The sequence below is a fragment of the Candidatus Pelagibacter sp. PS_11 genome, from assembly GCF_059417975.1.
Map to the genome: position 1 here is coordinate 207,550 of NZ_CM182075.1, position 24,294 is coordinate 231,843.

Annotated in this window: 23 protein-coding genes; 15 read left to right on the forward strand and 8 right to left on the reverse strand. The window is 31.0% G+C overall.

Going from position 1 to position 24,294, the window contains the following annotated elements; genetic code table 11:
* Positions 1–14 precede the first annotated feature (14 nt).
* Genes AC5SLT_RS01130 through dxs form a run of 3 tightly spaced genes read left to right on the forward strand, consistent with a single transcriptional unit; the run spans position 15 to position 3,035 of the window.
* Complete coding sequence (locus AC5SLT_RS01130) at positions 15–260, forward strand: hypothetical protein (protein ID WP_018413890.1); 246 nt, start codon at positions 15–17, stop codon at positions 258–260.
* On the forward strand, positions 250–1,122 hold the full coding sequence (locus AC5SLT_RS01135) for a polyprenyl synthetase family protein (protein ID WP_494592137.1): 873 nt from the start codon (positions 250–252) through the stop codon (positions 1,120–1,122). Before AC5SLT_RS01130 ends, AC5SLT_RS01135 begins: the two co-directional genes overlap by 11 nt.
* A complete protein-coding gene (gene dxs / locus AC5SLT_RS01140) occupies positions 1,122–3,035 on the forward strand; it encodes a 1-deoxy-D-xylulose-5-phosphate synthase (protein ID WP_494592139.1) in 1,914 nt (637 codons plus the stop codon). Before AC5SLT_RS01135 ends, dxs begins: the two co-directional genes overlap by 1 nt.
* Before the next feature lie 11 nt (positions 3,036–3,046).
* Here the strand turns inward: dxs and aroC are convergent, their stop codons facing one another.
* Positions 3,047–4,129, reverse strand: a complete 1,083-nt coding sequence (gene aroC / locus AC5SLT_RS01145; RefSeq protein ID WP_006997292.1) for a chorismate synthase — start codon at positions 4,127–4,129, stop codon at positions 3,047–3,049.
* A gap of 33 nt (positions 4,130–4,162) precedes the next feature.
* Here aroC and pdxH point away from each other — a divergent pair, with 33 nt between their 5' ends.
* Entirely contained in the window at positions 4,163–4,789 is a 627-nt protein-coding gene (gene pdxH / locus AC5SLT_RS01150) for a pyridoxamine 5'-phosphate oxidase (RefSeq protein WP_494592140.1), read from the forward strand.
* On the opposite strand, the gene AC5SLT_RS01155 is transcribed toward pdxH, so the two are convergent.
* Positions 4,786–5,799, reverse strand: coding sequence for a polyprenyl synthetase family protein (locus AC5SLT_RS01155; RefSeq protein WP_494592142.1), 1,014 nt, complete (start codon positions 5,797–5,799; stop codon positions 4,786–4,788). The genes pdxH and AC5SLT_RS01155 overlap by 4 nt on opposite strands.
* A gap of 112 nt (positions 5,800–5,911) precedes the next feature.
* Between AC5SLT_RS01155 and AC5SLT_RS01160 the strand changes: the two genes are divergently transcribed.
* The 4 genes from AC5SLT_RS01160 to ppdK are packed head-to-tail and all read left to right on the forward strand — an operon-like array spanning position 5,912 to position 12,321.
* Positions 5,912–6,718 (forward strand): S49 family peptidase, encoded by an 807-nt coding sequence (locus AC5SLT_RS01160; protein WP_494592144.1) that lies wholly within the window; start codon positions 5,912–5,914, stop codon positions 6,716–6,718.
* Positions 6,708–7,592 carry a glycine--tRNA ligase subunit alpha gene (locus AC5SLT_RS01165; protein ID WP_494592146.1) on the forward strand — a complete coding sequence of 295 codons (885 nt, stop codon included), beginning with the start codon at positions 6,708–6,710 and terminating at the stop codon, positions 7,590–7,592. The genes AC5SLT_RS01160 and AC5SLT_RS01165 overlap by 11 nt, the downstream gene beginning before the upstream one ends.
* Positions 7,592–9,661, forward strand: coding sequence for a glycine--tRNA ligase subunit beta (glyS, locus tag AC5SLT_RS01170; RefSeq protein WP_494592148.1), 2,070 nt, complete (start codon positions 7,592–7,594; stop codon positions 9,659–9,661). Before AC5SLT_RS01165 ends, glyS begins: the two co-directional genes overlap by 1 nt.
* Positions 9,658–12,321 (forward strand): pyruvate, phosphate dikinase, encoded by a 2,664-nt coding sequence (gene ppdK / locus AC5SLT_RS01175; RefSeq protein ID WP_271615889.1) that lies wholly within the window; start codon positions 9,658–9,660, stop codon positions 12,319–12,321. The genes glyS and ppdK overlap by 4 nt, the downstream gene beginning before the upstream one ends.
* Here the strand turns inward: ppdK and nadC are convergent.
* From nadC to ygfZ, 3 genes are read right to left on the reverse strand one after another with little or no spacing between them, the layout of a single operon-like run.
* On the reverse strand, positions 12,318–13,151 hold the full coding sequence (gene nadC / locus AC5SLT_RS01180) for a carboxylating nicotinate-nucleotide diphosphorylase (protein ID WP_271615888.1): 834 nt from the start codon (positions 13,149–13,151) through the stop codon (positions 12,318–12,320). The genes ppdK and nadC overlap by 4 nt on opposite strands.
* Before the next feature lie 5 nt (positions 13,152–13,156).
* The gene (gene nadA, locus AC5SLT_RS01185) at positions 13,157–14,146 is read right to left on the reverse strand and encodes a quinolinate synthase NadA (protein ID WP_006997284.1); all 990 of its coding nucleotides are present in this window, start codon (positions 14,144–14,146) and stop codon (positions 13,157–13,159) included.
* A 51-nt stretch (positions 14,147–14,197) separates the two neighbouring features.
* Complete coding sequence (gene ygfZ, locus AC5SLT_RS01190; RefSeq protein ID WP_494592151.1) at positions 14,198–15,085, reverse strand: CAF17-like 4Fe-4S cluster assembly/insertion protein YgfZ; 888 nt, start codon at positions 15,083–15,085, stop codon at positions 14,198–14,200.
* Positions 15,086–15,128: 43 nt separating this feature from the next.
* Here ygfZ and AC5SLT_RS01195 point away from each other — a divergent pair, with 43 nt between their 5' ends.
* A complete protein-coding gene (locus tag AC5SLT_RS01195; RefSeq protein WP_006997282.1) occupies positions 15,129–16,433 on the forward strand; it encodes a dihydroorotase in 1,305 nt (434 codons plus the stop codon).
* On the opposite strand, the gene AC5SLT_RS01200 is transcribed toward AC5SLT_RS01195, so the two are convergent.
* Positions 16,430–16,762 (reverse strand): DMT family transporter, encoded by a 333-nt coding sequence (locus AC5SLT_RS01200; protein ID WP_006997281.1) that lies wholly within the window; start codon positions 16,760–16,762, stop codon positions 16,430–16,432. The genes AC5SLT_RS01195 and AC5SLT_RS01200 overlap by 4 nt on opposite strands.
* Positions 16,762–18,657 carry a propionyl-CoA synthetase gene (locus AC5SLT_RS01205; RefSeq protein WP_011281818.1) on the reverse strand — a complete coding sequence of 632 codons (1,896 nt, stop codon included), beginning with the start codon at positions 18,655–18,657 and terminating at the stop codon, positions 16,762–16,764. The genes AC5SLT_RS01200 and AC5SLT_RS01205 overlap by 1 nt, the downstream gene beginning before the upstream one ends.
* Before the next feature lie 216 nt (positions 18,658–18,873).
* Here AC5SLT_RS01205 and AC5SLT_RS01210 point away from each other — a divergent pair, with 216 nt between their 5' ends.
* The 4 genes from AC5SLT_RS01210 to AC5SLT_RS01225 all read left to right on the forward strand — a co-directional run bounded on the left by AC5SLT_RS01210 (position 18,874) and on the right by AC5SLT_RS01225 (position 21,685).
* A complete protein-coding gene (locus tag AC5SLT_RS01210; RefSeq protein ID WP_011281819.1) occupies positions 18,874–19,641 on the forward strand; it encodes a bacteriorhodopsin-like in 768 nt (255 codons plus the stop codon).
* Positions 19,642–19,724: 83 nt separating this feature from the next.
* Positions 19,725–20,045 carry a 2Fe-2S iron-sulfur cluster-binding protein gene (locus tag AC5SLT_RS01215; RefSeq protein WP_011281820.1) on the forward strand — a complete coding sequence of 107 codons (321 nt, stop codon included), beginning with the start codon at positions 19,725–19,727 and terminating at the stop codon, positions 20,043–20,045.
* Complete coding sequence (locus AC5SLT_RS01220) at positions 20,046–21,062, forward strand: NAD(P)/FAD-dependent oxidoreductase (protein ID WP_494592152.1); 1,017 nt, start codon at positions 20,046–20,048, stop codon at positions 21,060–21,062.
* On the forward strand, positions 21,059–21,685 hold the full coding sequence (locus tag AC5SLT_RS01225) for a glutathione S-transferase family protein (protein WP_494592153.1): 627 nt from the start codon (positions 21,059–21,061) through the stop codon (positions 21,683–21,685). Before AC5SLT_RS01220 ends, AC5SLT_RS01225 begins: the two co-directional genes overlap by 4 nt.
* On the opposite strand, the gene AC5SLT_RS01230 is transcribed toward AC5SLT_RS01225, so the two are convergent.
* Positions 21,686–22,513: a phytanoyl-CoA dioxygenase family protein gene (locus tag AC5SLT_RS01230; protein WP_494592155.1), complete on the reverse strand. Its 828-nt coding sequence runs from the start codon at positions 22,511–22,513 to the stop codon at positions 21,686–21,688. It abuts the gene before it with no gap.
* Between the two features lie 18 nt (positions 22,514–22,531).
* Between AC5SLT_RS01230 and AC5SLT_RS01235 the strand changes: the two genes are divergently transcribed.
* Positions 22,532–23,323, forward strand: coding sequence for an MOSC domain-containing protein (locus tag AC5SLT_RS01235; protein WP_494592156.1), 792 nt, complete (start codon positions 22,532–22,534; stop codon positions 23,321–23,323).
* A gap of 102 nt (positions 23,324–23,425) precedes the next feature.
* Complete coding sequence (locus tag AC5SLT_RS01240) at positions 23,426–24,271, forward strand: transporter substrate-binding domain-containing protein (protein WP_271511512.1); 846 nt, start codon at positions 23,426–23,428, stop codon at positions 24,269–24,271.
* The last annotated feature ends 23 nt before the right edge of the window (positions 24,272–24,294 follow it).

Genomic DNA, 24,294 nt, shown 5'->3' on the forward strand with positions numbered 1-24,294 from the left:
ATAATTATTATTATATGAAAGATAAAAATTTACCACTTGATAATAACACACTGTCTCTTGAGGAGTTAACAAAAGAGGCAAATAATATTATTGAATCTTTAGAGTCAGAGAAAGACTTGCAGAATTCAATTGATTCATACCAGCAATTATTAAAATTAAATAATATTATTGAAAAAAAATTCTATAAAACTTCAAAAATGATCAATGAAGAAACAAAAAAAAAAATTAATAATATAAGTTCAAAAAAAAATGCAAAATAAACTTGCTAGAATAGCAAAAGATACAAACTTATTTTTAAAGCGATTTATTAAAAGACAAAAAAGAACAGAATTAATAGCTGCTATGGAATATGGGTTATTTCCAGGTGGAAAAAAAATTAGATCAAAAATTTTAATTGATATAGGAGCTATATTTAAAATTAATTATAAAACATTAATTTCTATTGGCGCTGCAGTTGAATGTATTCATGCTTATTCATTAATACATGATGATTTACCTTGCATGGATGATGATAAAATAAGAAGAGGAAAAATTTCTACACATATTAAATTTGGAGAATCAACAGCGGTACTAGCAGGAAACTCACTTTTAACAATGGCTTTTGAAATCTTGGTTAGTTCGAGCTTAAAGATAAATGAAAAAATAAAAGTAGATCTAGTAAAAAAGCTCTCAGAGACTTCTGGACATCTAGGAATAGCTGGTGGTCAATATTTAGATCTTAGTTTTGAAAAAAAAAAAGTTTCTAAAAGTAAAATTATAGACATGGAAATAAAAAAAACAGGCAAGCTCTTTAGCTTTTGTTGCGCTGTCCCAGTTATTATTAAGAGAAAAAGCAATACACAAATAAAGTTTTTTGAAAATATAGGGTCAAATATTGGACTTTTATTTCAAATTGCTGACGATTTAATAGACTTTAAGGGCTCTACAGTTATTGCTGGTAAGTTAACAGGTAAAGACAAGAAAAAAGGTAAAGCCACTTTAATCAGTTTACTAGGATATCAAAATGCTATTAAATATGCTGATAAAATTAAGTCTAAAATAATTAAAGATTTAAATAAATATGGTTCAAGCACTAACAGTTTAAATGAAACCCTAGACTACATTTTAAAAAGAAATAAATAATGCAAAACTATAAATTTCTCAAAGATATTAATTTTCCTTCTGACTTAAGAAAATTATCAGAGAACGATCTTCAAGAAGTTTCTAACGAAGTTAGAAAAGAGATGATTGATGCAGTATCTGAAACAGGAGGACATTTAGGTGCAGGTCTTGGGGTTGTTGAGCTAACCGTAGCTTTACATTACGTATTTGATACTCCAAATGACAGACTAATTTGGGACGTGGGTCATCAAACTTACCCACATAAAATTTTGACTGGAAGAAAATCAAAAATTAAAACACTGAGACAAGGTAATGGATTGTCTGGTTTTACAAAAAGATCTGAAAGTGAGTATGATCCATTTGGTGCAGCACATAGCTCAACATCAATATCATCGGCTCTAGGCATGGCGGAAGCAAATAAGTTATCAAATAAATTAAATAATATAATTGCAGTCATAGGAGATGGTGCAATTAGTGCGGGTATGGCATATGAGGCGATGAATAACGCAGGTGCTTCAAAAACTAAAATGATTGTTATTTTAAATGATAACGATATGTCGATTGCAAAACCAGTAGGCGCTATGAGAACTTATTTAGCTAAACTTTTAACAGGAAAAATTTATTTCAGTTTAAGGGAAACTTTTAAATTAATAGTTTCTGCCTTTTCTAAAAGATTTAGTGCTAAAGCTGGAAAAGCTGAGGATTTTTTAAGATCAGCTGTAACTGGTGGTACTCTTTTTAATTCTTTAGGTTTTTATTATGTTGGTCCAATAGATGGACACGATTTGTCTACACTCATACCGATTTTAAAAAATGCAAGAGACTCAAAGCATCAAGGTCCAATTATGATTCATATAAAAACTCAAAAAGGTAAAGGATATTCTTATGCTGAAAAAGCTAGTGATCATTATCACGGTGTTTCAAAATTTAATGTTGTAACTGGCGAACAGGTAAAAAGTGGAACAAATCTTCCAGCTTATACAAAGGTTTTTGCAAACACTTTAGTGAAACATGCAGAAAGAGACAGTAAAGTTGTAGGAGTTACTGCTGCCATGCCAGGTGGAACAGGTATGGATATTTTTGCCAAAGATTTTCCAAAAAGAATGTTTGATGTTGGAATTGCTGAGCAGCATGCTGTTACTTTTGCAGCAGGGTTAGCCACTGAAGGCTATAAGCCATATGTTGCAATCTACTCAACTTTTTTACAAAGAGCTTATGATCAAGTGGTTCATGATGTGGCTATTCAAAGTTTACCTGTGAGATTTATTATAGATAGAGCAGGTTTAGTAGGTGCTGATGGATCAACTCATGCTGGCTCATTCGATATTACCTATCTTTCTACTCTTCCTAATTTTATAGTAATGGCACCAAGTGATGAAGCAGAATTAGTTAAAATGATAAATACATCGATGACAATCAATAACAAACCTTGTGCTATTAGATACCCAAGAGGAAATGGCGTAGGAGTGGAATTACCATCAATAGATGAGAACATAGAGATTGGAAAAGGAAGAGTTATTCAAGAAGGGAAACAGGTTTGTATTTTAAGTATAGGAACTAGATTGGAAGAATGTAAAATTGCAGCAGCAGAATTAAAAAATAAAGGAATTGAGTCAACGATAGTTGACGCTCGTTTTGCTAAACCCTTGGACCAAGAACTTATTTTAAAATGTGCGCGAGAACATGAGGCTATGATTACTGTAGAAGAGGGATCTATTGGAGGTTTTGGCTCTCACGTGGAAAATTTATTATCAGAAAAAGGTATATTTGATAAAGGTTTAAAATTTAGAACCATGATATTGCCAGATATTTTCATCGAACAAGATAGTCCAAAAAAAATGTATGATGTTGCTGGTCTTAACGCATCTCAAATATCAAAAAAAATACTAGACATCTTATTTACAAAAGAGTCGATAAAAGTAGTTAAAAATTAAATTTAAAAAAATTAGCTACACTGAGCTTTGTTCATTAAGTAATGGTCTAACAAAACACAATTCATCATTGCTTCCCCTACAGGCACTGCACGAATACCAACACAAGGATCATGCCGACCTTTAACTGAAATAGTAGTATTTTTTCCAAACTTATTTATAGTTTTTCTAGTTGTTAAAATCGATGATGTTGGCTTAACAGCAAATGAAACAACAATTTCTTGTCCTGTTGAAATACCACCAAGAATTCCCCCTGCATTATTAGAATCAAATTTTAATTTTTTACCTTTTTGTGAAATTTCATCTGAGTTTTGTTCTCCACTTAATTGTGCAGAATTCATTCCAGAACCAATATTAACACCTTTAACAGCATTAATACTCATCATTGCAGAGGCAATATCCATATCTAATTTAGAATAAATTGGAGCACCTAAACCAACTGGAATTCCTCTAGCTCTTACTTCAATAACTGCTCCACAAGATGATCCAGACTTTCTTATATCTAACAAATATTTTTCCCAAAGTTTCAGCATATTCTTATCAGGACAAAAAAAGGGATTTTTGTTAATTGTTAGATCGTTCCATTTTCTAGTATCACATCCCAATATTCCTAATTGAGTAACAGCCCCTACAACTTTAAATTTTTTACCTAATTTATTCTCTAAAACTTTTTTAGCAATTGCACCCGCAGCAACTCTTGCAGCTGTTTCTCTTGCAGAGGATCTTCCACCGCCACGGTAATCTCTTATTCCATATTTCTTAAAGTACGTAAAATCAGCGTGTCCAGGTCTAAATTTATCTTTGATATCTCCATAATCTTTCGACCTCATATCTTGATTGTAAATAATTAAAGAAATAGGTGTTCCAGTCGTTTTGCCCTCAAATACACCAGATAAAATTTGCACTTTATCATCTTCTTTTCTCTGTGTTGTAAATTTTGATTGTCCTGGTTTTCTTTTATCTAGCTCAACTTGAATATCTTGCTCTTTTAAGTTTATATTTGGTGGACAACCATCAACGACACAGCCTAATGCTGGTCCATGAGATTCTCCCCATGTTGTGAAACGAAATTGCTTTCCAAAAGTATTAAATGACATTATCTATAGTATATAGATTATTTTGTTAAAATTATGAATCAAAAAAACTCATTAGGCCTTAATAAATGCTTTTTAGATAAAATTGATCCAATAGATTTATTTGAAGTTTGGATGAATGAAGCAAAAAAAACAGAGTTAAATGATCCAAATGCACTAGCTTTAGCCACATCAGATCAAAATAATTTTCCATCAATTAGAATGGTCTTATTAAAAGATTTTAACAAAGATGGATTTGTTTTTTATACCAATCTAAATAGTCAAAAGGGAAATGAATTAAAAAAAAATCCAAAAGCATCCATGTGTTTTCATTGGAAAAGCCTTCTAAGACAAGTAAGAATTAATGGATTGGTGCAAAAAGTTTCTAATGAAGTAGCAGATGAATATTATAATAGTAGAGGTTATGAGAGCAGAATTGGAGCATGGGCCTCAAAACAAAGCACTGTATTAAATAATAGAGATGAGCTTTTAAACTCAATAGAGGAATATAAAAAAAAATATAGTAATAAAAATGATGTACCAAGACCAGAGCATTGGTCAGGTTGGAATTTAATACCCATAAGTATAGAATTTTGGTTAGATGGAGATAGCAGAATTCATGAAAGACTTAAATATACTAAAGATACTGAGGGAAACTGGGTTAAATCTTTATTAAGCCCCTAAAAGGTTCTTTGTAGACTAAATGATGTAAGACTTTCTAAAATCTTTTTTTCATCACTATCCTTAAATACAGTTAAAGAATTTGATGCAAGGTTAATAAAATGTTCAGCTTTTTTGTAGCATTCATTGATTATGTTGTATTTCTTAATAATCTCTAAGGTAAAATTTAAATCTTCATTTGATCTTGTTTCTTGTTTAAAAATATTTTTTAACTTATCTTTTTCTATTGATGATACATTCTGAAATAATAAAATTACAGGTAAAGTAATTTTACCCTCAAGAAAATCTTTACCAATTTTTTTACCAAAAAATTTTAGATCAGAATTGTAATCTAATGTGTCATCAGCAATTTGAAATGTTAAGCCTAAGTTTTTTCCATAAAACTCTAGTGCCTCTTTTTCTTTTGTTTCTTTATTAGATAAAATTGCACCAACCTTAGTTGCTGCAGAAAAAAGTTCAGCTGTTTTTGCTGTAATAATCTTAAAATATGTTTCTTCTAACATGTCTACTTCACCTTTGTGCTGTAGTTGTAATACCTCTCCTTGAGCGATCTTTGACGAAGTTGAGGATAAAAGTTTTAAAACTTCTATATTCCCATCATCGACCATCATTTCAAAACATCTACTTAAAAGATAGTCACCAATTAATACAGAAGAGTGATTTCCCCAAATTGAATTTAATGTTTTTTTACCTCTTCTAATATTTCCAAGATCAATGACATCATCATGCATTAAAGTGGCCCCATGTATCATTTCTACACATGCTGCTAAATTAATATCTCGACCTCCTTTAGTATAGCCACATAACTTAGCTGACCCAAGTGTTAGTAAGGCTCTCAATCTTTTTCCACCAGTGTCGATATGATATTCAGTCATTTTCTTAACCAGATCAACTTCACTCAAGAGTTTTGATTTAATCTTTTCTTCAACTAAAACTAATTTTTCATCAACAGAATCTTTTAGCTGATAATATGAATTATTTATTTGGTTTCTAAGTTGAACTACAGTTCCCATAAAAAATAAGTTAGTATAATTAAGTTATATTTATTACTTATCAATTGACGCACCTTAATCTTCAACTATAAGTAGGCTTTATATTAAATCAAAAATTCTATAAGGATTAACAATGTTCTCTTTTTTTAAAAAGAAAAAAATAATAGCTCATATCAAGCTAAATGGTGTAATTGGCAATGCTGGAAAGTTTAAACAGGGCATAGATTTTGCAGGACAAGAAGAGATTATAGAAAAGGCTTTTTCACTAAAAAAAGCAAAAGCAGTGGCAATTACTATAAATTCACCAGGTGGATCACCAGTCCAATCACATTTAATCTACAAATTTATTAGAGCTCAAGCTAAGAAAAACAAAATAAAAGTAATAGTGTTCGCGGAAGATGTTGCAGCTTCTGGTGGATACTTAATAGCTTGTGCAGGAGATGAGATATATGCAAATTCAAGTTCAATTATTGGATCAATAGGGGTTATTTATTCATCATTTGGATTTACAGAACTAATTAAAAAAATTGGCGTAGAAAGAAGAGTTCATACAGCTGGAAAAAATAAAAGCTCATTAGATCCCTTTCAAGAAGAGAAGTCAGAAGATATTGAGAGACTTAAGAATATTCAACTAGATCTGCATAAAGATTTTATTAAAGTTGTAGAAGAAAGTAGAGGATCTAGGCTTAAAAAAGATGGGATTGAATTATTCTCAGGAGAATTTTGGTCAGGTAGCAAATCAAAAGAATTAGGTCTAATTGATGGACTTGGTAATGCTAATGAAATTTTAAAAGAAAAATTTGGTGAAGATGTGATTATCAAAAAATTTGAAAAATCTAAGGGTTGGTTAAGTAAGAAATTATCTTCCTCTAGCAATCAAATAGATCAACTAGCAAATATTTTAGAGGAAAGATCTATCTGGCAAAGATATGGCTTTTAAGGAAAAAATTATAAAACCTAAATTTCAATCGTTTCAAGATACTATTTTGAATCTTCAAAAATATTGGAGCAAACAGGGATGTATTCTTCTACAGCCATATGACATAGAAGTTGGTGCGGGAACCTTTCATCCTGCTACAACCTTAAGATCATTAGGACCTAAGCCATGGAAAGCAGCTTATGTTCAGCCATCAAGAAGACCCACTGATGGAAGATATGGAGAAAACCCAAATAGATTACAACATTATTATCAATTCCAAGTTTTAATAAAACCTTCACCAGATAATATCAAAAAACTTTATTTAAATAGTTTGGCTGTAATCGGTATTAATCATAAAGAACATGATATTAGATTTGTTGAAGATGATTGGGAAAGTCCAACTTTAGGTGCGGCAGGTTTAGGATGGGAAGTTTGGTGTGATGGAATGGAAATTACTCAATTTACATACTTTCAACAAATGGCTGGATTCGAATGCAAACCTGTTTCAGTTGAAATAACATATGGTCTTGAAAGAATTTGCATGTTTACTCAACAAATGAAAAATGTTTATGATCTACTATGGAATGATGAAGGTGTAAAATATGGGGATGTGTTTCTTCAAGCTGAAAAAGAGTTTTCAGCATATAATTTTGAACATGCCAATACAGAAAATCTATTCAAAATGTTTGATATGTTCGAGCTTGAAGCAAAAGCATTGGTAGATAAAAAAATTTCACTACCTGCATATGATCAATGTCTAAAAGCAAGCCATGCATTTAATATTTTAGATGCAAGAGGAGTTATAAGTGTTGCTCAAAGAGCGGGTTATATAGGGCGTATTAGAGACATTACAAAAGCAGTCGCCGAAAGTTGGTTAAGCAGTCGAACAGATTAATGTCAGATTTTTTTATAGAGTTGTTTAGTGAGGAAATACCAGCTGGTTTACAGAGTAACTCACGTAATATTTTATTAGAAAATTTTCAAAATTTATTTGAGGAAAAAAAAATTCTGTTCAAAAAAAGTTCTTCATTTTCAACACCAAATCGTCTTATAATTTTATTTGAAGGCCTATCTAAAGAAATAATACAAAAAGCTGAAGAAATAAAAGGACCAAATGTTAAAGCTCCAGAAAAAGCTATTGAAGGGTTCTTAAGGTCAAATCAAATAGAAAAAAAAGATCTTCTTAAAAAAACATTGGAAAAAGGAGAATTTTATTTTTTCAAGAAAGCATCAAGTAAAATTAATACCATAGATTTACTTCAAGAATATACACCTATAATTCTTGATAAATTACAATGGAAAAAATCTATGACTTGGGGAAATTATAACCTTAGTTGGGCGAGACCATTAAAATCTATCCTAGCAGTTTTTGATGATAAAAGTTTAAATTTTAAATTTCATCATTTAATAGCCTCTAATACAACATTTATTGACAAAGAGTTTGAAGATAAAAAAAAAATATTTAAAAATTTTAAAAGTTACAAAGATTTCTTTAGTCAATCTGGCATAATTATAGATCACGTATTGAGAAAAGAATTTATTATTAAAGAAATTGAAAAAATATCTAGAAAAAATAATTTCATTGTCGAGCCTAATAATAAACTTTTAGATGAAGTTACAGATATTGTTGAGCAACCAAATATTTTAGTATGTAAATTTGATCAGAAATTTTTGAATATTCCAAAAGAAATTTTGATTATCACAATGCAATACCATCAAAAATATTTTCCAACATTTGATAAAAAAGGAAAAATTACTAATGAATTTTTAGTTGTGGCAAATAACAAAGATGAAAAAGGTTATATTAAGATGGGTAATGAAAGGGTTGTAGAAGCAAGATTAAGTGATGCTCAATTTTTTTGGGAAAAAAATAAATCTCAAAATTTAGTTAAACAAGTTTCAAAATTAAAAAATATGAATTATTTTAAAGGTCTTGGATCTTATTTTGACAAGATTCAAAGAATGAGAAAACTTGGAGGAATGATTTCTGATGAATTATTAATTAGTAAAGATCAAGTTGAACTATCAGCATCGATTTGCAAAGTTGATTTAGTTTCTGATATTGTGGGTGAATTTCCTGAGCTTCAAGGAATTATGGGCGGACATTTTGCTGAAGTGCAAGGTTTTGATAAAGAGATAGCGCTAGCAATAAGTGAACATTATCAACCAGTAGGTCTTGATAGCAAAACTCCAAAGAAACCGTTTAGTATTGCTTTAGCTTTAACTGACAAAATTGATACCTTGGTAGGTTTTTTTGGAATTAACCAAAAACCAACTAGCTCAAAAGATCCTTATGCGCTTAGAAGGTCTGCACTTGGTGTAATAAAGCTATTAATTGATAATAATAAAGAGTTTAAGATTAAAGATCTTATTAGTTATTCCACTTCACTACATAAAGACCAAGGGTTTATTTTTTCAAACGAGTCATCTCAAAAAGAATTATCCGATTTTTTAATGGACAGATTAAAATACTACATGAAAGAGAAAAAGATTAGACCAGAGATAATAGAAGCCAGTATAAAAGCACATGGATTAGATCATATGAACAAAATATATAAAAAAGCTTCAACACTTAATGGGCTAATTAGCAAAGTTATAGGAGGGGACATTATTACAAGCTACAAAAGAGCTTACAGTATACTTGAGAGTGAGTTGAAAAATACAGATCTTGAACTGTCAAATACAACTGACCCTGGTATTTTTAAAAATGACTATGAAAAAAACCTATTTAAAAAAATTAATGAAATAAGAAAATATTTTACAAATATTGGCAAAGATGAAAACTACAGAGAAACACTCGAAATTCTTGCTGGCGCTAAAAAAGCAACTTCAGAGTTTTTTGACAATGTTAAGGTCAATGATGATGATAAAAATATTAAAAAAAACAGATTGGAACTTTTACAAATGTTATGTAGAACATTTGATAATTACATAAATTTTTCAAATATAGAAATCAAACAGTGAATAAGCTAATTTTAAATTTTAAATCAAAAGATTCAAAAAAAATTAAAAATCCTAAAAATTTTTTAGGTGGAAAAGGGGCAAACCTTTCTGAAATGGGCAGAATGGGACTGCCAGTTCCTCCTGGATTTACAATTTCAACAAAAGTTTGTGAATTATTTTATAAAGATAAAAAAAAATTAAATTCAAAAATTGTTAATATTATAAAAAAGGAATTAAAAATTATCGAAAAAGAAGTAGGGAAAAAATTTGGTGATTTAAAAAATCCTTTATTATTATCTGTTAGATCTGGTGCAAGAGTTTCAATGCCTGGCATGATGGACACAATTTTGAATTTAGGATTAAACGATAAGACCGTTCTTGCACTATCAAAAAAAACTTCTAATAGCAGATTTGCAAAAGATAGTTACCGAAGATTTATTCAGATGTATGGTAATGTTGTTATGGGTGTTGAGGGCTATCACTTTGAAGAATTAATTGAAAATTACAAGTTAACCAAAGGTGTTCTTTTAGATACAGATCTTGATGCAGATGATTGGGAGGGATTAATTAATGATTTTAAAAAAGTTATTAAAAATCAAACCAAAAAAGAATTTCCCCAGAACGTATATGATCAATTATTAGGAGCTATTAGTTCGGTATTTCTATCTTGGGAAAGTAACAGAGCAAAAGTTTATAGAAAACTAAACCAAATTCCTGCTGAATGGGGAACTGCAGTTAATGTTCAATCAATGGTATTTGGCAATATGGGTAATGATTGTGCAACTGGTGTTGTCTTTACAAGAAATCCATCAGATGGGGTTAATGAAGTGTATGGTGAATACTTAATTAATGCTCAAGGAGAAGATGTGGTGGCAGGTACAAGAACCCCTCAGTATATAACCAAAAAAGCAAGAAAAGATGCAAAAGCAAAAGAAGCTTCGATGGAAGAGGCTATGCCAAAAGTATTTAAACAATTAGATAAGATTTTAAAAATTTTAGAAAAACACTACAAAGATATGCAAGACGTAGAATTTACAGTTGAAAATAATAAATTGTGGATGCTACAAACAAGATCAGGAAAAAGAACTTCAAAGTCAGCTGTTAGAATTGCAGTTGATATGGTTAAAGAAAAATTGATTTCTAAAAAAGAAGCAGTAATGAGAATAGATCCAGCTTCTTTAGATACATTGTTACACCCTACATTAGACGAAAAAAGCACACTAAACGTTATAGCAAACGGTTTGCCAGCATCTCCAGGGGCTGCAAGTGGTAAGGTTGTTTTTACATCAGAGGAAGCAGAAAGATTAAATAATGTCATGCAAGATACTATTTTAGTACGTGTAGAAACGTCACCTGAAGATATTCATGGAATGCATGCTGCAAAAGGAATTTTAACAGCAAGGGGTGGGATGACTAGTCATGCTGCAGTGGTTGCAAGAGGAATGGGAAGACCATGCGTTTCTGGCTCTAGTGAGATTGATATTAACTATGAAGCGAAAACCTTTAAAACTTCTTCTATTGAAATTAAAGAGGGAGACATTATTACAATTGATGGTTCAACAGGAAGAATTATCCTAGGAGAAGTGCCAACGGTTAAACCAGAAATTTCAGGAGACTTTTCCAAATTAATGAGTTGGGCAGATAATTTTAGAAAACTAAAAGTAAGAACCAATTCAGAAACACCATTAGATACAAAAACTGCAAGAGACTTTGGAGCAGAAGGCATAGGACTTTGTAGAACCGAACATATGTTTTTTGATGAAGAGAGAATTTTATCTGTTAGAGAAATGATTTTATCAAAAACAGTAGAAGATAGAAACAGGGCGCTAGCAAAACTTTTACCACATCAAAAAAAAGATTTTGTACAAATATTCAAAATTATGAATGGTCTTCCTGTCACAGTGAGACTGTTAGATCCACCATTACACGAGTTTCTTCCAAAAACAGAAAAAGAAATTAATGATGTTGCAAAAGTTGTGGGGTTACCATTAAAAGAAATTGAGTCTCGAATTAACGAGTTACATGAACAAAACCCGATGCTTGGTCATAGAGGGTGTCGATTGGGAATTTCTTTTCCAGAAATTTATGAAATGCAATGTAGAGCAATCTTTGAGGCTTTATCTGAACTTAAGATAAAAAAAATTAAGTCGGCATTTCCAGAAATTATGATCCCTTTAGTATCAACTGAAGCTGAGATTAGAATAATGAAAGATTTAGTAGTCAGAGTTGCAAAAGAAGTTCAAAAGGATAAAAAAATTAAAATAGATTATTTAGTTGGTACAATGATTGAATTACCAAGAGCAGCAATTAAAGCTGATGATATAGCTAAACATGCTGAGTTCTTTAGTTTTGGAACTAATGACTTAACTCAAACAACATTTGGTTTAAGTAGAGACGATAGCGGTAAATTTTTAAATGATTACCTTGAGAATAAGATTTTTTCTATAGATCCATTTATCTCTATAGATGATGGAGTAGGTGATTTAATAGAAATTGCAGTTGAAAAAGGAAGAAAAACTAATAAAAAAATTAAACTTGGAATTTGTGGAGAACATGGTGGAGACCCTAAAAGTATTCACTTTTGTGCTAATGCAGGTTTGGATTATGTTTCCTGCTCACCATATAGAGTTCCAGTAGCAAGATTAGCTGCTGCACAAGCTGAACTTTCTAAAAAAAATTAGATTTCAAATTTAAAATCTATAGCTGGTACACTATGAGTGATACTTCCAATTGAAACTCTATCGACACCCGTTGCTACAATTTTTTTAATAGATTTAAAATTAACGTTCCCAGAAGCTTCTGTTTCATAATGTTTTTTAGCCATTCTAACACCTGCCTTGAGTGTTTTATTTTTCATATTATCAAACAAAACAGTATTAAATTTTAAACCCATTATTTTTTTGAGCTGATTTAAATTATCAACTTCTACTGTAATTTTTCTTCCTTTTTTATTTTTGATTGCAAGAGATACTAAAGTTTTAATATCAGAGCTTGCAATATGATTGTCTTTAATAAGAAATTCATCACTTAAATTAAACCTATGGTTTGTACCACCACCTAACGAAACGGCATATTTTTGTATTACTCTTAAGGTTGGAATTGTTTTTCTAGTACAGCAAATTTTAGTTTTTTTATTAGCTAATTTAACAAATTGATTAGTCTTAGTAGCAATTCCAGAGATATGACTTAAAAAATTTAAAGCAACCCTCTCACCAATTAAAATATTTTCAGCCCTACCCTCAATTGTTGCCACTACGTCGTTCTTTTTGACTATTGAACCTTCTTTTTTTTTAATAATAAATTTAATTTTATTATCAATTAATTTGAAGGTTTGTTTAGCAAACTCTAAGCCAGCAATTACAGCTTGTTGATTTGAAATTAATTTGATTTTTATAACTTTACTATTCTTAACTAAACTTGAAGTAATATCTCCATTTGGATAAAGATCCTCATTTAATGCAAGCTTAACTTTATTCCTGATATAATAGTTGCTTAATTTAATTTTAGGCACATTTATTATCTGCCAATAGCAGTCATTCTTTCAACGGGTATTCTTGCTTTGTTGATAGTTTCATTATCCATAATTATCTCACCAGTTTCATTTTCTAAACAGGCCAAAATTTTTGGTAGAGTAATTCTTTTCATATGAGGACATAGGTTGCATGGTTTAATAAATTCAACATTAGGATTTTCTACCTGAATATTATCACTCATAGAACATTCCGTAACCATCATTACCTTTTTAGGTTGATTGTCCTCTACATATTTGATCATTCCTGAAGTTGAACCAGCAAAGTCACTTGCTTTAATTACATCGGGTGGACATTCAGGATGTGCAATAATCTTTATTCCTGGATTATTTTTTCTTATATCGTGGATTTCTTTTTCGTTAAATTGGTCATGAACAATGCAAATTCCTTTCCAAGCAATAATTTCAACATCTGTCTGAGAAGCTACATATTTAGCTAAATAATCATCAGGTAGAAATATAACTTTTTTAACACCAAGAGAATTAACAATCTTAACGGCATTAGCTGATGTACAGCAAATGTCAGTTTCAGCTTTAACATCTGCCGAAGTATTTACATAGGAAACAACAGGTACCCCTGGATATTTTTCTTTTAATAATCTTACATCCTTACCTGTAATAGAGGATGACAAGGAGCATCCTGCAAGCATATCGGGTAACAAAACTTTTTTTTGTGGACTCATTAATTTTGCTGTCTCTGCCATAAAGTGTACACCAGCCATTACAATAATATCTGCTGAAGTTTTTGAAGCTTCTACTGCTAGAGCCAAAGAGTCAGCTGCAAAATCTGCTACACCGTGATAAATTTCTGGTGTTTGATAATTATGCGCAAGAATAACTGCATTTTTTTCTTTTTTTAATTGATTAATTCTATGAATATAGGGAGCATGAACTGACCATTCAATCTCAGGTAAAACCTTAGAGATTTTTTGATAAATTGGATCGGTTGCTTTTTTTACTTCTTCAGTAAACTCCATATTAAAACCTATCAATTTGATACAATCTTGTCATGCATTTATTCTGACGCACTAATTAATCCAACTAGGAATTTTGATTTTTAACTTAGCGTTTTTGCTTTTAAACTCATTTTCTTGATTAAAATTATCATCCAAATATTTAATTAAAGCAAAAGGATATTCATTACTTATTAAAACTTTTCCTATCTCAAAATCACCATTATAGATTAAATCATCTTGATTTATTTCTCCTTCAATTAAATAAATAGGTAATAATCTTTTTGAAAGTTTATTTTTTAATTTAATTCTTGCGGTATTCTCTTGCCCAACATAACAGCCTTTTTTAAAGTCTATTCCATTCAATTCTTCAAAGTTACATTCAATTCCAAATAGCTTATTCTGTAATTCATTCATATTTTTTTGAGGAATTCCTAATTGATGACTCAATTCATAATATTCAGCAATTGGAGAATCTTTTAGCTCTAATTTCTTTAAAGATAGATAAAGTTTTTCTAAATTAATGATAAGCCTAGCACCTAAATCTTTATTTCTTGGGTCTAACAAGATAGAATCTTCTCTATATTTAATTGTGTTCCCAGCAATATCTTTTGATCCTTCAAATTCTAAAAATTTTTCTTTATTAAACGCAGCTACAACAAATTCGTTACTAAGATTCATAATTTCAACTTTTGATCTAAGTTTATAGACACTAAGTTGTTTGAAAAGTGCTTCTGTTTGAGATTTTTCACAGTCAATGAAGTAGCCAGACTTGTGTTTTATGATAATAAAAGCAAAAAGAAATTTTCCTTGAGGAGTTAATAGTGATGCAAAACAACTACTGTCCTCACTTACTTTATTAATGTCATTACTAATCATATTCTGTAAAAATTCTTTAGCATCTGTACCGTTTATATACAGAATCCCTCTATCCTCTAAAATGTATACATTTTGATTATTCATAATTGATTGATGTCTTAATATAATATAATTACTTTTTTCATAAATGTTAGATCTAATAATTAAAAACGGTTCGTGCTACATAGATAAAGATCTTAAAGATCAAGATATAGCAATCAAAGACGGTAAAATCATAGAAATTGGTAAAATTGATAGTGAAGCAAAAGAAGTTTTTGATGCTAAGGGATTAACTGTTTTACCAGGATGTATTGATACTCAGACTCATTTTAGGGAACCCGGATCAACTGACACAGAAGATCTTCATTCCGGAAGTAAGGCAGCAATTGTTGGAGGAATAACGAGTGTTTTTGAAATGCCAAATACTAATCCACCAACTTCTAATAAAATTGAATTTCAAAAGAAATTAGATCTTGCAAAAAATAGAATGTATTGCAACTATGCTTTTTATTTTGGCGCAACACCAGATAACGCTGATGAGTTAGCAGACTTAAAAAACTTAGAAGGATGTTGTGGAATTAAGCTTTTTGCCGGTTCTTCGACAGGAAATCTATTGGTTCAATTTGAAGAAGATATTGAAAAAGTATTTAAAAGTAGCTCTAAAGTTGTTTCAGTTCACTCTGAAGATGAAGAAATTTTAAATAGGAATAAAAAATTAATTAAAGATGGAGATGTTCACTCACATCCAATTTGGAGAAGTGAAGAATGTGCAATTTCATCGACTAGAAGAATTGTAAGAATAGCTGAGCGATATAAAAAAAAAGCACACATCCTTCATGTAACAACAAAACAAGAAATTGATTTTTTATCGCAGCACAAAGGTAACATCACATTTGAGATAACACCTCAACATCTAACAATCTACGCCCCAGATTGTTATGATAAACTTGGAACATATGCTCAAATGAACCCACCAATAAGAGATAAATCTCATTATGACAGGTTATGGTATGGAGTAAAAAATAATCTTAATGACACAATTGGATCTGATCATGCTCCACATTTAAAAGAAAACAAAGAAAAAAAATATCCTAATTCACCATCTGGAATGCCAGGTGTTCAGACACTTTTACCAGTTATGTTAAACCATGTTAATGATGGAAAATTAAGTTTAGAACAATTAATGAATTCTATATGTGAAAACCCAGTAAAAATTTTTGGCATTCAAGACAAAGGTTTTATTAAAGAAGGATTTGATGCAGACTTCACAATCGTTGATATGAATAAAAAAATTACAATTAAAAATGAAAATATTGAAAGTAAATGTGCATGGTCACCTTTTGATGGTTATGAATTTAAAGGAACTCCCGTGTCAACAATTATTGCTGGCCAAATCAAAATGAGAGATGGTAAGATTTTGGGTGAACCTGACGGTAAGCCTTTAAAATTTTAAATAGTTTTTATAGTAAAGCTATTTACCAAAACAACACCAGTAACAATAAAGAACAACCCTAAAACAGCCTGCCATGATAGTGATTGTTTGAAGAAAATATATCCTAATATTGCAATTGTAAATATACCAAGGCCACTCCATGTTGCATAAACAATGGCGATAGGAAGTTTATCAACCACAAATGTTAAAAGATAAAATGAAGATAGATACAAAATTGCAAGTGTTGTGGTTGGAATTATCTTAGTAAAATTTTGTGAAACGGGTAATAACATTGTTCCACCTACTTCACAAAAAATTGCAATAGTTAAAAATAAATATGTCTTTATCATTATTTAAGAATACTATTTTTCATTAAGTCTTCTTTTATCTCAGTTAAAATTGCAGGATCGTCAATAGTTGCTGGCATTTTATAATCTTCCCCATCAGCAATTTTTCTTATTGTTCCTCTTAATATTTTTCCAGATCTTGTTTTTGGCAATCTTTTAATAACAATTACAATCTTAAATGCAGCAACAGGACCAATTTTATCTCTAACCATCTGAATGCACTCTTTTGAAATTGTTGCGTGATCTTTTTCAACACCAGATTTAAGAACGACCAAACCAATTGGCAATTGTCCTTTTAGTTTATCTGCAACGCCTAATACTGCACACTCAGCAACTGATTGGTGTTCTGATAAAACTTCTTCAATTGCTCCAGTTGATAATCTATGACCTGCAACATTAATAATGTCATCTGTTCTAGACATAATCCAAATGTAACCATCTTCATCTATATGACCTGCATCATAAGTTTCATAGTAACCGTCATAGTTGGTCATATAATTATCTTTGTATCTTTTATCTGCATTCCATAATGTTGGAAAAGTCCCAGGAGGCAAAGGTAATTTTATAACTATATCTCCCATCTCATTAGGTTTTGCTAAAGTTTGATCTGGCTTCATAATTTGAACGTCATAACCAGGAACAGCCTTACAAGCTGAGCCATACTTTGTTTTCATCATTTCAATTCCTGTACAATTAGAACTAATTGCCCAACTAGTTTCAGTTTGCCACCAATGATCAATTACAGGAACTTTTAATAAATTTTCTGCCCACTTAATGGTATCAGGGTCAGCCCTTTCACCAGCTAAAAACAATGACTCAAATTTACTTAAATCATACTTAGAAAAAAACTTTCCCTCAGGGTCTTCTTTTTTAATAGCCCTAAAAGCAGTTGGTGCAGTAAAAAGTGATTTTACTTTATAATCAGAAATTATTTTCCAAAAAGCACCAGCATCAGGAGTGCCAACAGGTTTTCCTTCAAATAATACTGTAGTGCAACCTTTAAACAAAGGAGCATAGACTATATAAGAATGACCAACTATCCAGCCAATATCACTTGCTGACCACCAGACATCATCAGTATCGATATTGTAAATATTTTTCATAGTCCATTTTAGAGCAACTATATGACCACCAATATCTCTAACTATTCCTTTTGGCACACCCGTAGTTCCTGAGGTATATAAAATATAAGCTAAATCATTTGAATTCATTTCAACACAATCTACTTCTTTTGCATTTGAAAGTGCCTCATCCCAACTGATTTCTCTTGGAGCATTTATATTTGCTTCATTTCCAGATCTTTGAAATAGGATTAATTTTTCTATCTTATGTGATGCCATTTTTATGGCCTCTTCCACTAGAGGTTTGTACTCAACAGTTCTTCCAGGTTCAAAACCACACGAAGCCGTAACTAATATTTTTGCTTTACTATCATCGATTCTGCTTGCTAATTCACTGGATGCAAAACCACCAAACACCACAGAGTGAATTGCTCCAATTCTTCCACAAGCCAACATTGCTATAACTGCCTCTGGGATCATGGGCATATAGATTATAACTCTATCTCCCTTATTAACTCCTTGGTTTTTTAAAGCTCCTGCAAATTTTGAAACCTTTTCTTTTAATTCTTTATAGGTAAACTGCTTTTTGTTGCCAGTTATGGGACTGTCATAGATTAAGGCTAATTTTTCACCTCTACCTTCATCGATATGAAGGTCTAAAGCATTATAACAGGTGTTAGTAACCCCATCTTCAAACCATTTATAAAAAGGAGGATTAGATTTATTTAGAATTTTTGTTGGTTTTTTAAACCAAAAAATATCGTTAGACACTTCTTGCCAAAAATCTTCAGGGTTTTTTATAGAGTTTTGATAAATTTCACTGAATTTTTTATTCATCTCTAATGATTCTTTATTTTGATATTTTAAGACTTATTAAATTAAAAATTGTATTAAAATTCAAAAAGTAAGTAAAATCAATACAAATTAGAGGCAATTAAACCTTCTAAAAACTTAATTATTTTGATAGTTAATCCCCAACATGACTTAAACATTTGTTTAAGTCTAGTTTATATAAACTAAAAAGTTAAAAACTAACGAAAGAGGGAGTTTTTTATGAAAAAACTAAAATTGTTTGCTCTTACAGCTGTAGCCCTAATGGGTGTTTCAGGTGTAGCAAACGCAGAAACTACACTGTTAGCTTCTGATGACTTTGTTGGAATTTCATTCTGGCTTGTGTCAATGGCGTTATTAGCGTCAACGGCATTCTTTTTTATTGAAAGAGCATCGGTTCCAGCTGGTTGGAGAGTTTCAATCACTGTTGCAGGGCTAGTTACTGGTATTGCATTTATTCACTACATGTACATGAGAGATGTGTGGGTTATGACTGGTGAGTCACCAACAGTATACAGATATATTGACTGGTTAATTACAGTTCCATTATTGATGTTAGAATTCTATTTTGTTCTTGCAGCAGTAAATAAAGCAAACTCTGGAATTTTCTGGAGATTGATGATTGGTACTTTAGTAATGTTAATCGGTGGATACTTAGGAGAAGCAGGATACATCAACACTACACTTGGTTTTGTAATCGGTATGGCTGGATGGTTCTACATTCTTTATGAAGTATTCTCAGGCGAAGCAGGAAAAAATGCAGCGAAAAGTGGAAACAAGGCTCTTGTTACTGCATTTGGTGCAATGAGAATGATCGTTACAGTTGGTTGGGCTATCTACCCATTAGGTTATGTATTTGGTTACATGACTGGTGGAATGGACGCAAGCTCACTAAACGTGATTTACAACGCAGCTGACTTTTTGAACAAGATCGCTTTTGGTCTAATCATTTGGGCAGCAGCAATGTCTCAACCTGGTAGAGCTAAGTAGTTTTACTCGTTAAATAATTAGAAGAAGGGCAGGTATGTTTTTACATACTTGCCCTTTTTTTTTATCTCATTATATTTAGATATATGCCAAAGATTACATACTTAGAAGATAATGGAAAGTCTCATACCATAGAAGTCTCCAATGGATTGAGTGTAATGGAGGGCGCTGTTCAAAACGACATTCCTGGAATTGATGCTGATTGTGGTGGTGGAATGGCTTGTGCTACTTGTCATGTTTATGTCAAAGAAGAATGGTTTGACAAACTTCCAAAAAAAGAAGATGGGGAAGAAGATATGTTAGATATGGCGTTTGAACCAAAACAAAACAGTAGATTGAGTTGTCAAATATTAGTTTCAGATGAATTAGATGGACTAACAGTTAGCATTCCATCAAAACAAGGTTAAATGATTAAAACAGATACTTTAATAATAGGCGCAGGCCCAGTAGGATTATTTTGCGTCCATCAATTAGGCATCATTGGGTTAAAATGTGAAGTAGTTGATAATTTAGATAAAATTGGAGGCCAATGTATTGAACTTTATCCAGACAAACCAATTTATGATATTCCAGCAGTTCCTGAATGTACTGGAGAAGAATTAACTAAAAACTTAATTGAACAGATAAAAGCATTTAAAACAAATTTTCATTTAAACGAAAGAGTAGAAGAGCTTAAAAAAGTTGAAAAAAAATGGTTAATTAAAACAAACAAAGGAACTGAATTTGAAGCATCAAGTATAATTATTGCAGCAGGTGTAGGCTCTTTTGAGCCTAGAAAATTTCCATCAAAAGAGATTGATAAATATGAAGGTAAGCAAATACTTTATTCAATTAAAGATAAAACAATCTTTAAAGATAAAACAGTTACAATTTTTGGTGGAGGAGACTCAGCATTAGATTGGGCAATTGAACTTTCAAATACATCTAAAGTTATATTGGTCCACAGAAGAGATGAGTTTAGAGGAATGCAAGCAAGTATCGATAAAGTTAACCAATTAAAAGAAGAAGGCAAAATAGAAGTTCATACAAAATACCAATTAGATTTAGTCAATGGAAATGAAAAAGTTGAAAGCATAAATATTAAGCATGATGATGATAGTATAAAAGAAATTAAAACTGATTATGTTCTGGGCTTTTTTGGATTAATTATGAAGCTTGGACCAATTATGGAATGGGGGCTAAATTTAGACAAAAAAACTATTCCTGTTAACACAGAAAATTTTGAAACTAATAAGGAAGGTATTTTTGCAATTGGTGATATCTGCTCTTATCCTGGAAAACTTAAATTGATACTTTCTGGCTTTCATGAAGGAGCATTAGCTGCGAGAGGTTGCTTTAAGTATGCTAAGCCAGATGAAAAATACAGATTCGAGTTTACCACTTCCTCTAAGACGGTAAAAGGCAGACTAGGTGTTAAAGAGTGATAGAGTTATTTACAGCAGATACTCCAAACGGAAAAAAAATTACAATAATGTTAGAGGAAATAGGTTGTGATTTTAAAGTTACTAAAATTGATCTGTCAAAAGATGAACAATTTAAAACAGATTTTAAAAAGATAAGCCCATTTGGAAAAATACCAGTAATTACAGATCACGAAAATGGACAGTCATTATTCGAGTCTGGAGCAATACTTATATATTTAGCTGAAAAATATAATAAATTTTATGAAGCAAAAGATCGAAATGTTATAAATCAATGGTTGATGGCACAGATGGGAATTATTGGACCAATGATCGGGCAACATCATCAATTTCATCATTATAATCCTGGTAAAAGTGAATTTGGAGAAGAAAGATATTCTAAAATTACAAAAAGAATTTATAGCGAATTGGATGAAAGATTATCTTCATCAAAATACTTAGCTGGAAATGAATATACGATTGCAGATATTGCAACTTGGCCATGGATTGCAAGACATGAATGGCATGATATTGGTCTTAAAAATTATAACAACTTAACTAGATGGTATTTAGATATTGCAAAAAGAGAAGCTGTTGTAAAAGGGTACGATCTTTCAAAAGATGGCTCGAAGATACCAAAACCTTAACTAGAAATCCCCCTTTTTAGTAGATCCAGGATAAAAAATTCTTTGAAGATCATCATTTGCTTTCTTCCTCATTTCAATATCCTCTGAATTCATAAGGCTACTTGGTCTTTTTGTATGCTGATGGTAATTAAAAGTATCATCTCCTCTTGCTTGCTGAACATACATTTTACCTAGAACTTGATTTACGTTACTGCCAATATAGCTTTGAACTACAAAGCCAATTCTTCTATCATTAGTTTTATTTAGTCCCGAACCATGAACTATAGTTGGATGATGTAAGGACATTTGTCCTGCTTTTAAAACTAAAGGAGTTGTTTCATCTAAAGGAACATTTTCAACTGTTTGACCTCTAGTTAATAAATTACCCTCATCATATTTTTGCTCATGATGTTTGATATTATCTTTATGTGAGCCAGACCACATTCTCATACAACCATTTTCTTCATTAGCATCAGTTATTGCTAACCATGCGGTCACCCAATTATGTGGTTCCAATCCAATATATGTTGCATCTTGATGAAAACTTACAAATCCTTTTTCATAAGGGTTTTTAATAAACAAAGTTGTTCCACAAATAAGAATATTTTTTCCAATTATACTCTCAACAGCATCTAACATTTTAGAATTATGACAAACTTCATCGAGTATAGGAGAAATCATATGTACATAATTTCTTCCAGCACCTTTCAGTTCATCAGGCCATTTGGTTTCAATATTTTCTATTTCTTTTCTTATCTCAAACGCTTCATCTTTAGTTAAGACTTCTATTGGAGCCACATAGCCATTATCGTGATACTCTTGAAGTTGATTTGAGGACAATTTAGGCATATTATTTAAAAATATTATATGAGCGCAACTATTTCTTCAATAAATTATTGTCCAGTCAAATCTGTTTCATTTCAGACAATTGAAAAGTGTGAAATTAAAAAAGATGTTGGAATTATTGGAGATAGAATTTTTGCATTTGCCAAAGATCTTGACTTAGATAAAGCACAACTATTTGAAAAAAGCCCAGAGGAGAGAAAAGGTAAATGGAATAAAGTTTTAACTCTTAAAAATTCCCCAGTTTTGAATAAATACAACTTTTTGTTTAAGGAAAACAAATTAACACTAACTTTTAAAGATAAAGAAATTCTGACTATTAATGCAAGTGAATTAAGCGAACGTCAATTACTTTCAAATAAAATTCTAGAATTAGAAAATTCTTTAAAGAAACCAATAGTTTTAATGAAAAATGAAGAACTCCCTTTTTTTGACACATCAATTTCAAACAAAGTTGATTTTGTTAATTCAGTTTCTCTTTTAAACATACAAAGCATCAATGATTTTCAAAAAAAAATAGATAAAAAAGTGGAAATATCTAGATTTAGAGGAAATATATGCATTGATGGAATTAAGCCTTGGGAGGAGCGAGAATGGATAGGGAAAACTATAAAGATTAATAACATTTCCTTTAAGGTTGAGAAAAATATTCCAAGATGTGTTGCAATTAATTTAAAACCAGCAACAGATGACAATTCTTTAAATTTACTTCAATCATTAAAAAAAAATTATAATCATTTTGAAATGGGAATTTATTTAACGGCACTTGATGATGGTGAAATTAATTTAGATAATAAAGTTGAAATAATTATTTGATATAATATTTTATTAAGCAACTTTAAGTTGCATTCTTTTCTGTGTACATTCAACTTTAATTTTGTTTTAATTAATAAAATAAACTTAAATAGAGGAAAAAAAATGAATAGATTTTTAAAATCGATTGGAGTTTCTCTTGTACTTCTTTTTAGTATTTCTGCAGTTAGCGCTGAAACGTTAACCAGCAAACTAGAAGGTGGTCACAAGTTAAGACTTGGTTTTGGTACCGCTGTACCGTGGGCTTATGCTGGAGATAATGGTGAAGCTTTAGGATTTGTTAACATGATTGCTTTAACAGTTCTTGAAGAAATGGGAATTACAGAACATGAAACTAAAGTGTTTGAATGGTCTGGATTAATTCCTGGAATAAATGCAAATCGTTCAGATATGGTAACTGGCGGTATGTACATTCTTAAAAGTAGATGTGCGAATATGAATTTCTCAGACCCAATAGGTGTGTTTGGTGATGCAATGTTAGTGCCAAAAGGAAACCCAAAAAACATTAATAACTATGCAGATGTTATTAGTACTGGTGCAAAACTTGTAACTGGTGCTGGTTTCAACACAGTTGAAGCTGCTAAAAAGTATGGTGTTCCTGAAAGTCAAATGATGTTAGTTGAAGGTGAAGTTGGAATTCTAGCTGCAATGAAAGCTGGAAGAGCAGATGTTGCTGTACAAACTTTCTTTGGTGCAAAAGAGCATGAAGAAAAAACAGGTGGTGCATTTGAAGTAACTGATCCTAAATTAATGCCTAAAGAAACTTTAAATGTAGTTGGTATTGGTTTTAGAAAAACTGATGTTGAATTTAGAGATAACTTTAATAAAGCATTAGCAAAAGTTATGGCTAACCCAGCAACTATGTTAGAAAGAGCTGGTAAGTATGGGTATGATAAAGCTCAACTACCACCTCCTGAAATGAGTACTGAGTGGGCTTGTACAACTAAATAATATAAATAATAATAAAAATTTAA

Coding starts and splice junctions, on each gene's coding strand:
- AC5SLT_RS01130 (WP_018413890.1), top strand. CDS start 15: ATGAAAGATAAAAATTTACCACTTGATAATAACACACTGTCTCTTGAG.
- AC5SLT_RS01135 (WP_494592137.1), top strand. CDS start 250: ATGCAAAATAAACTTGCTAGAATAGCAAAAGATACAAACTTATTTTTA.
- dxs (WP_494592139.1), top strand. CDS start 1,122: ATGCAAAACTATAAATTTCTCAAAGATATTAATTTTCCTTCTGACTTA.
- aroC (WP_006997292.1), bottom strand. CDS start 4,129: ATGTCATTTAATACTTTTGGAAAGCAATTTCGTTTCACAACATGGGGA.
- pdxH (WP_494592140.1), top strand. CDS start 4,163: ATGAATCAAAAAAACTCATTAGGCCTTAATAAATGCTTTTTAGATAAA.
- AC5SLT_RS01155 (WP_494592142.1), bottom strand. CDS start 5,799: ATGGGAACTGTAGTTCAACTTAGAAACCAAATAAATAATTCATATTAT.
- AC5SLT_RS01160 (WP_494592144.1), top strand. CDS start 5,912: ATGTTCTCTTTTTTTAAAAAGAAAAAAATAATAGCTCATATCAAGCTA.
- AC5SLT_RS01165 (WP_494592146.1), top strand. CDS start 6,708: ATGGCTTTTAAGGAAAAAATTATAAAACCTAAATTTCAATCGTTTCAA.
- glyS (WP_494592148.1), top strand. CDS start 7,592: ATGTCAGATTTTTTTATAGAGTTGTTTAGTGAGGAAATACCAGCTGGT.
- nadA (WP_006997284.1), bottom strand. CDS start 14,146: ATGGAGTTTACTGAAGAAGTAAAAAAAGCAACCGATCCAATTTATCAA.
- ygfZ (WP_494592151.1), bottom strand. CDS start 15,085: ATGAATAATCAAAATGTATACATTTTAGAGGATAGAGGGATTCTGTAT.
- AC5SLT_RS01195 (WP_006997282.1), top strand. CDS start 15,129: ATGTTAGATCTAATAATTAAAAACGGTTCGTGCTACATAGATAAAGAT.
- AC5SLT_RS01200 (WP_006997281.1), bottom strand. CDS start 16,762: ATGATAAAGACATATTTATTTTTAACTATTGCAATTTTTTGTGAAGTA.
- AC5SLT_RS01205 (WP_011281818.1), bottom strand. CDS start 18,657: ATGAATAAAAAATTCAGTGAAATTTATCAAAACTCTATAAAAAACCCT.
- AC5SLT_RS01210 (WP_011281819.1), top strand. CDS start 18,874: ATGAAAAAACTAAAATTGTTTGCTCTTACAGCTGTAGCCCTAATGGGT.
- AC5SLT_RS01215 (WP_011281820.1), top strand. CDS start 19,725: ATGCCAAAGATTACATACTTAGAAGATAATGGAAAGTCTCATACCATA.
- AC5SLT_RS01220 (WP_494592152.1), top strand. CDS start 20,046: ATGATTAAAACAGATACTTTAATAATAGGCGCAGGCCCAGTAGGATTA.
- AC5SLT_RS01230 (WP_494592155.1), bottom strand. CDS start 22,513: ATGCCTAAATTGTCCTCAAATCAACTTCAAGAGTATCACGATAATGGC.
- AC5SLT_RS01235 (WP_494592156.1), top strand. CDS start 22,532: ATGAGCGCAACTATTTCTTCAATAAATTATTGTCCAGTCAAATCTGTT.
- AC5SLT_RS01240 (WP_271511512.1), top strand. CDS start 23,426: ATGAATAGATTTTTAAAATCGATTGGAGTTTCTCTTGTACTTCTTTTT.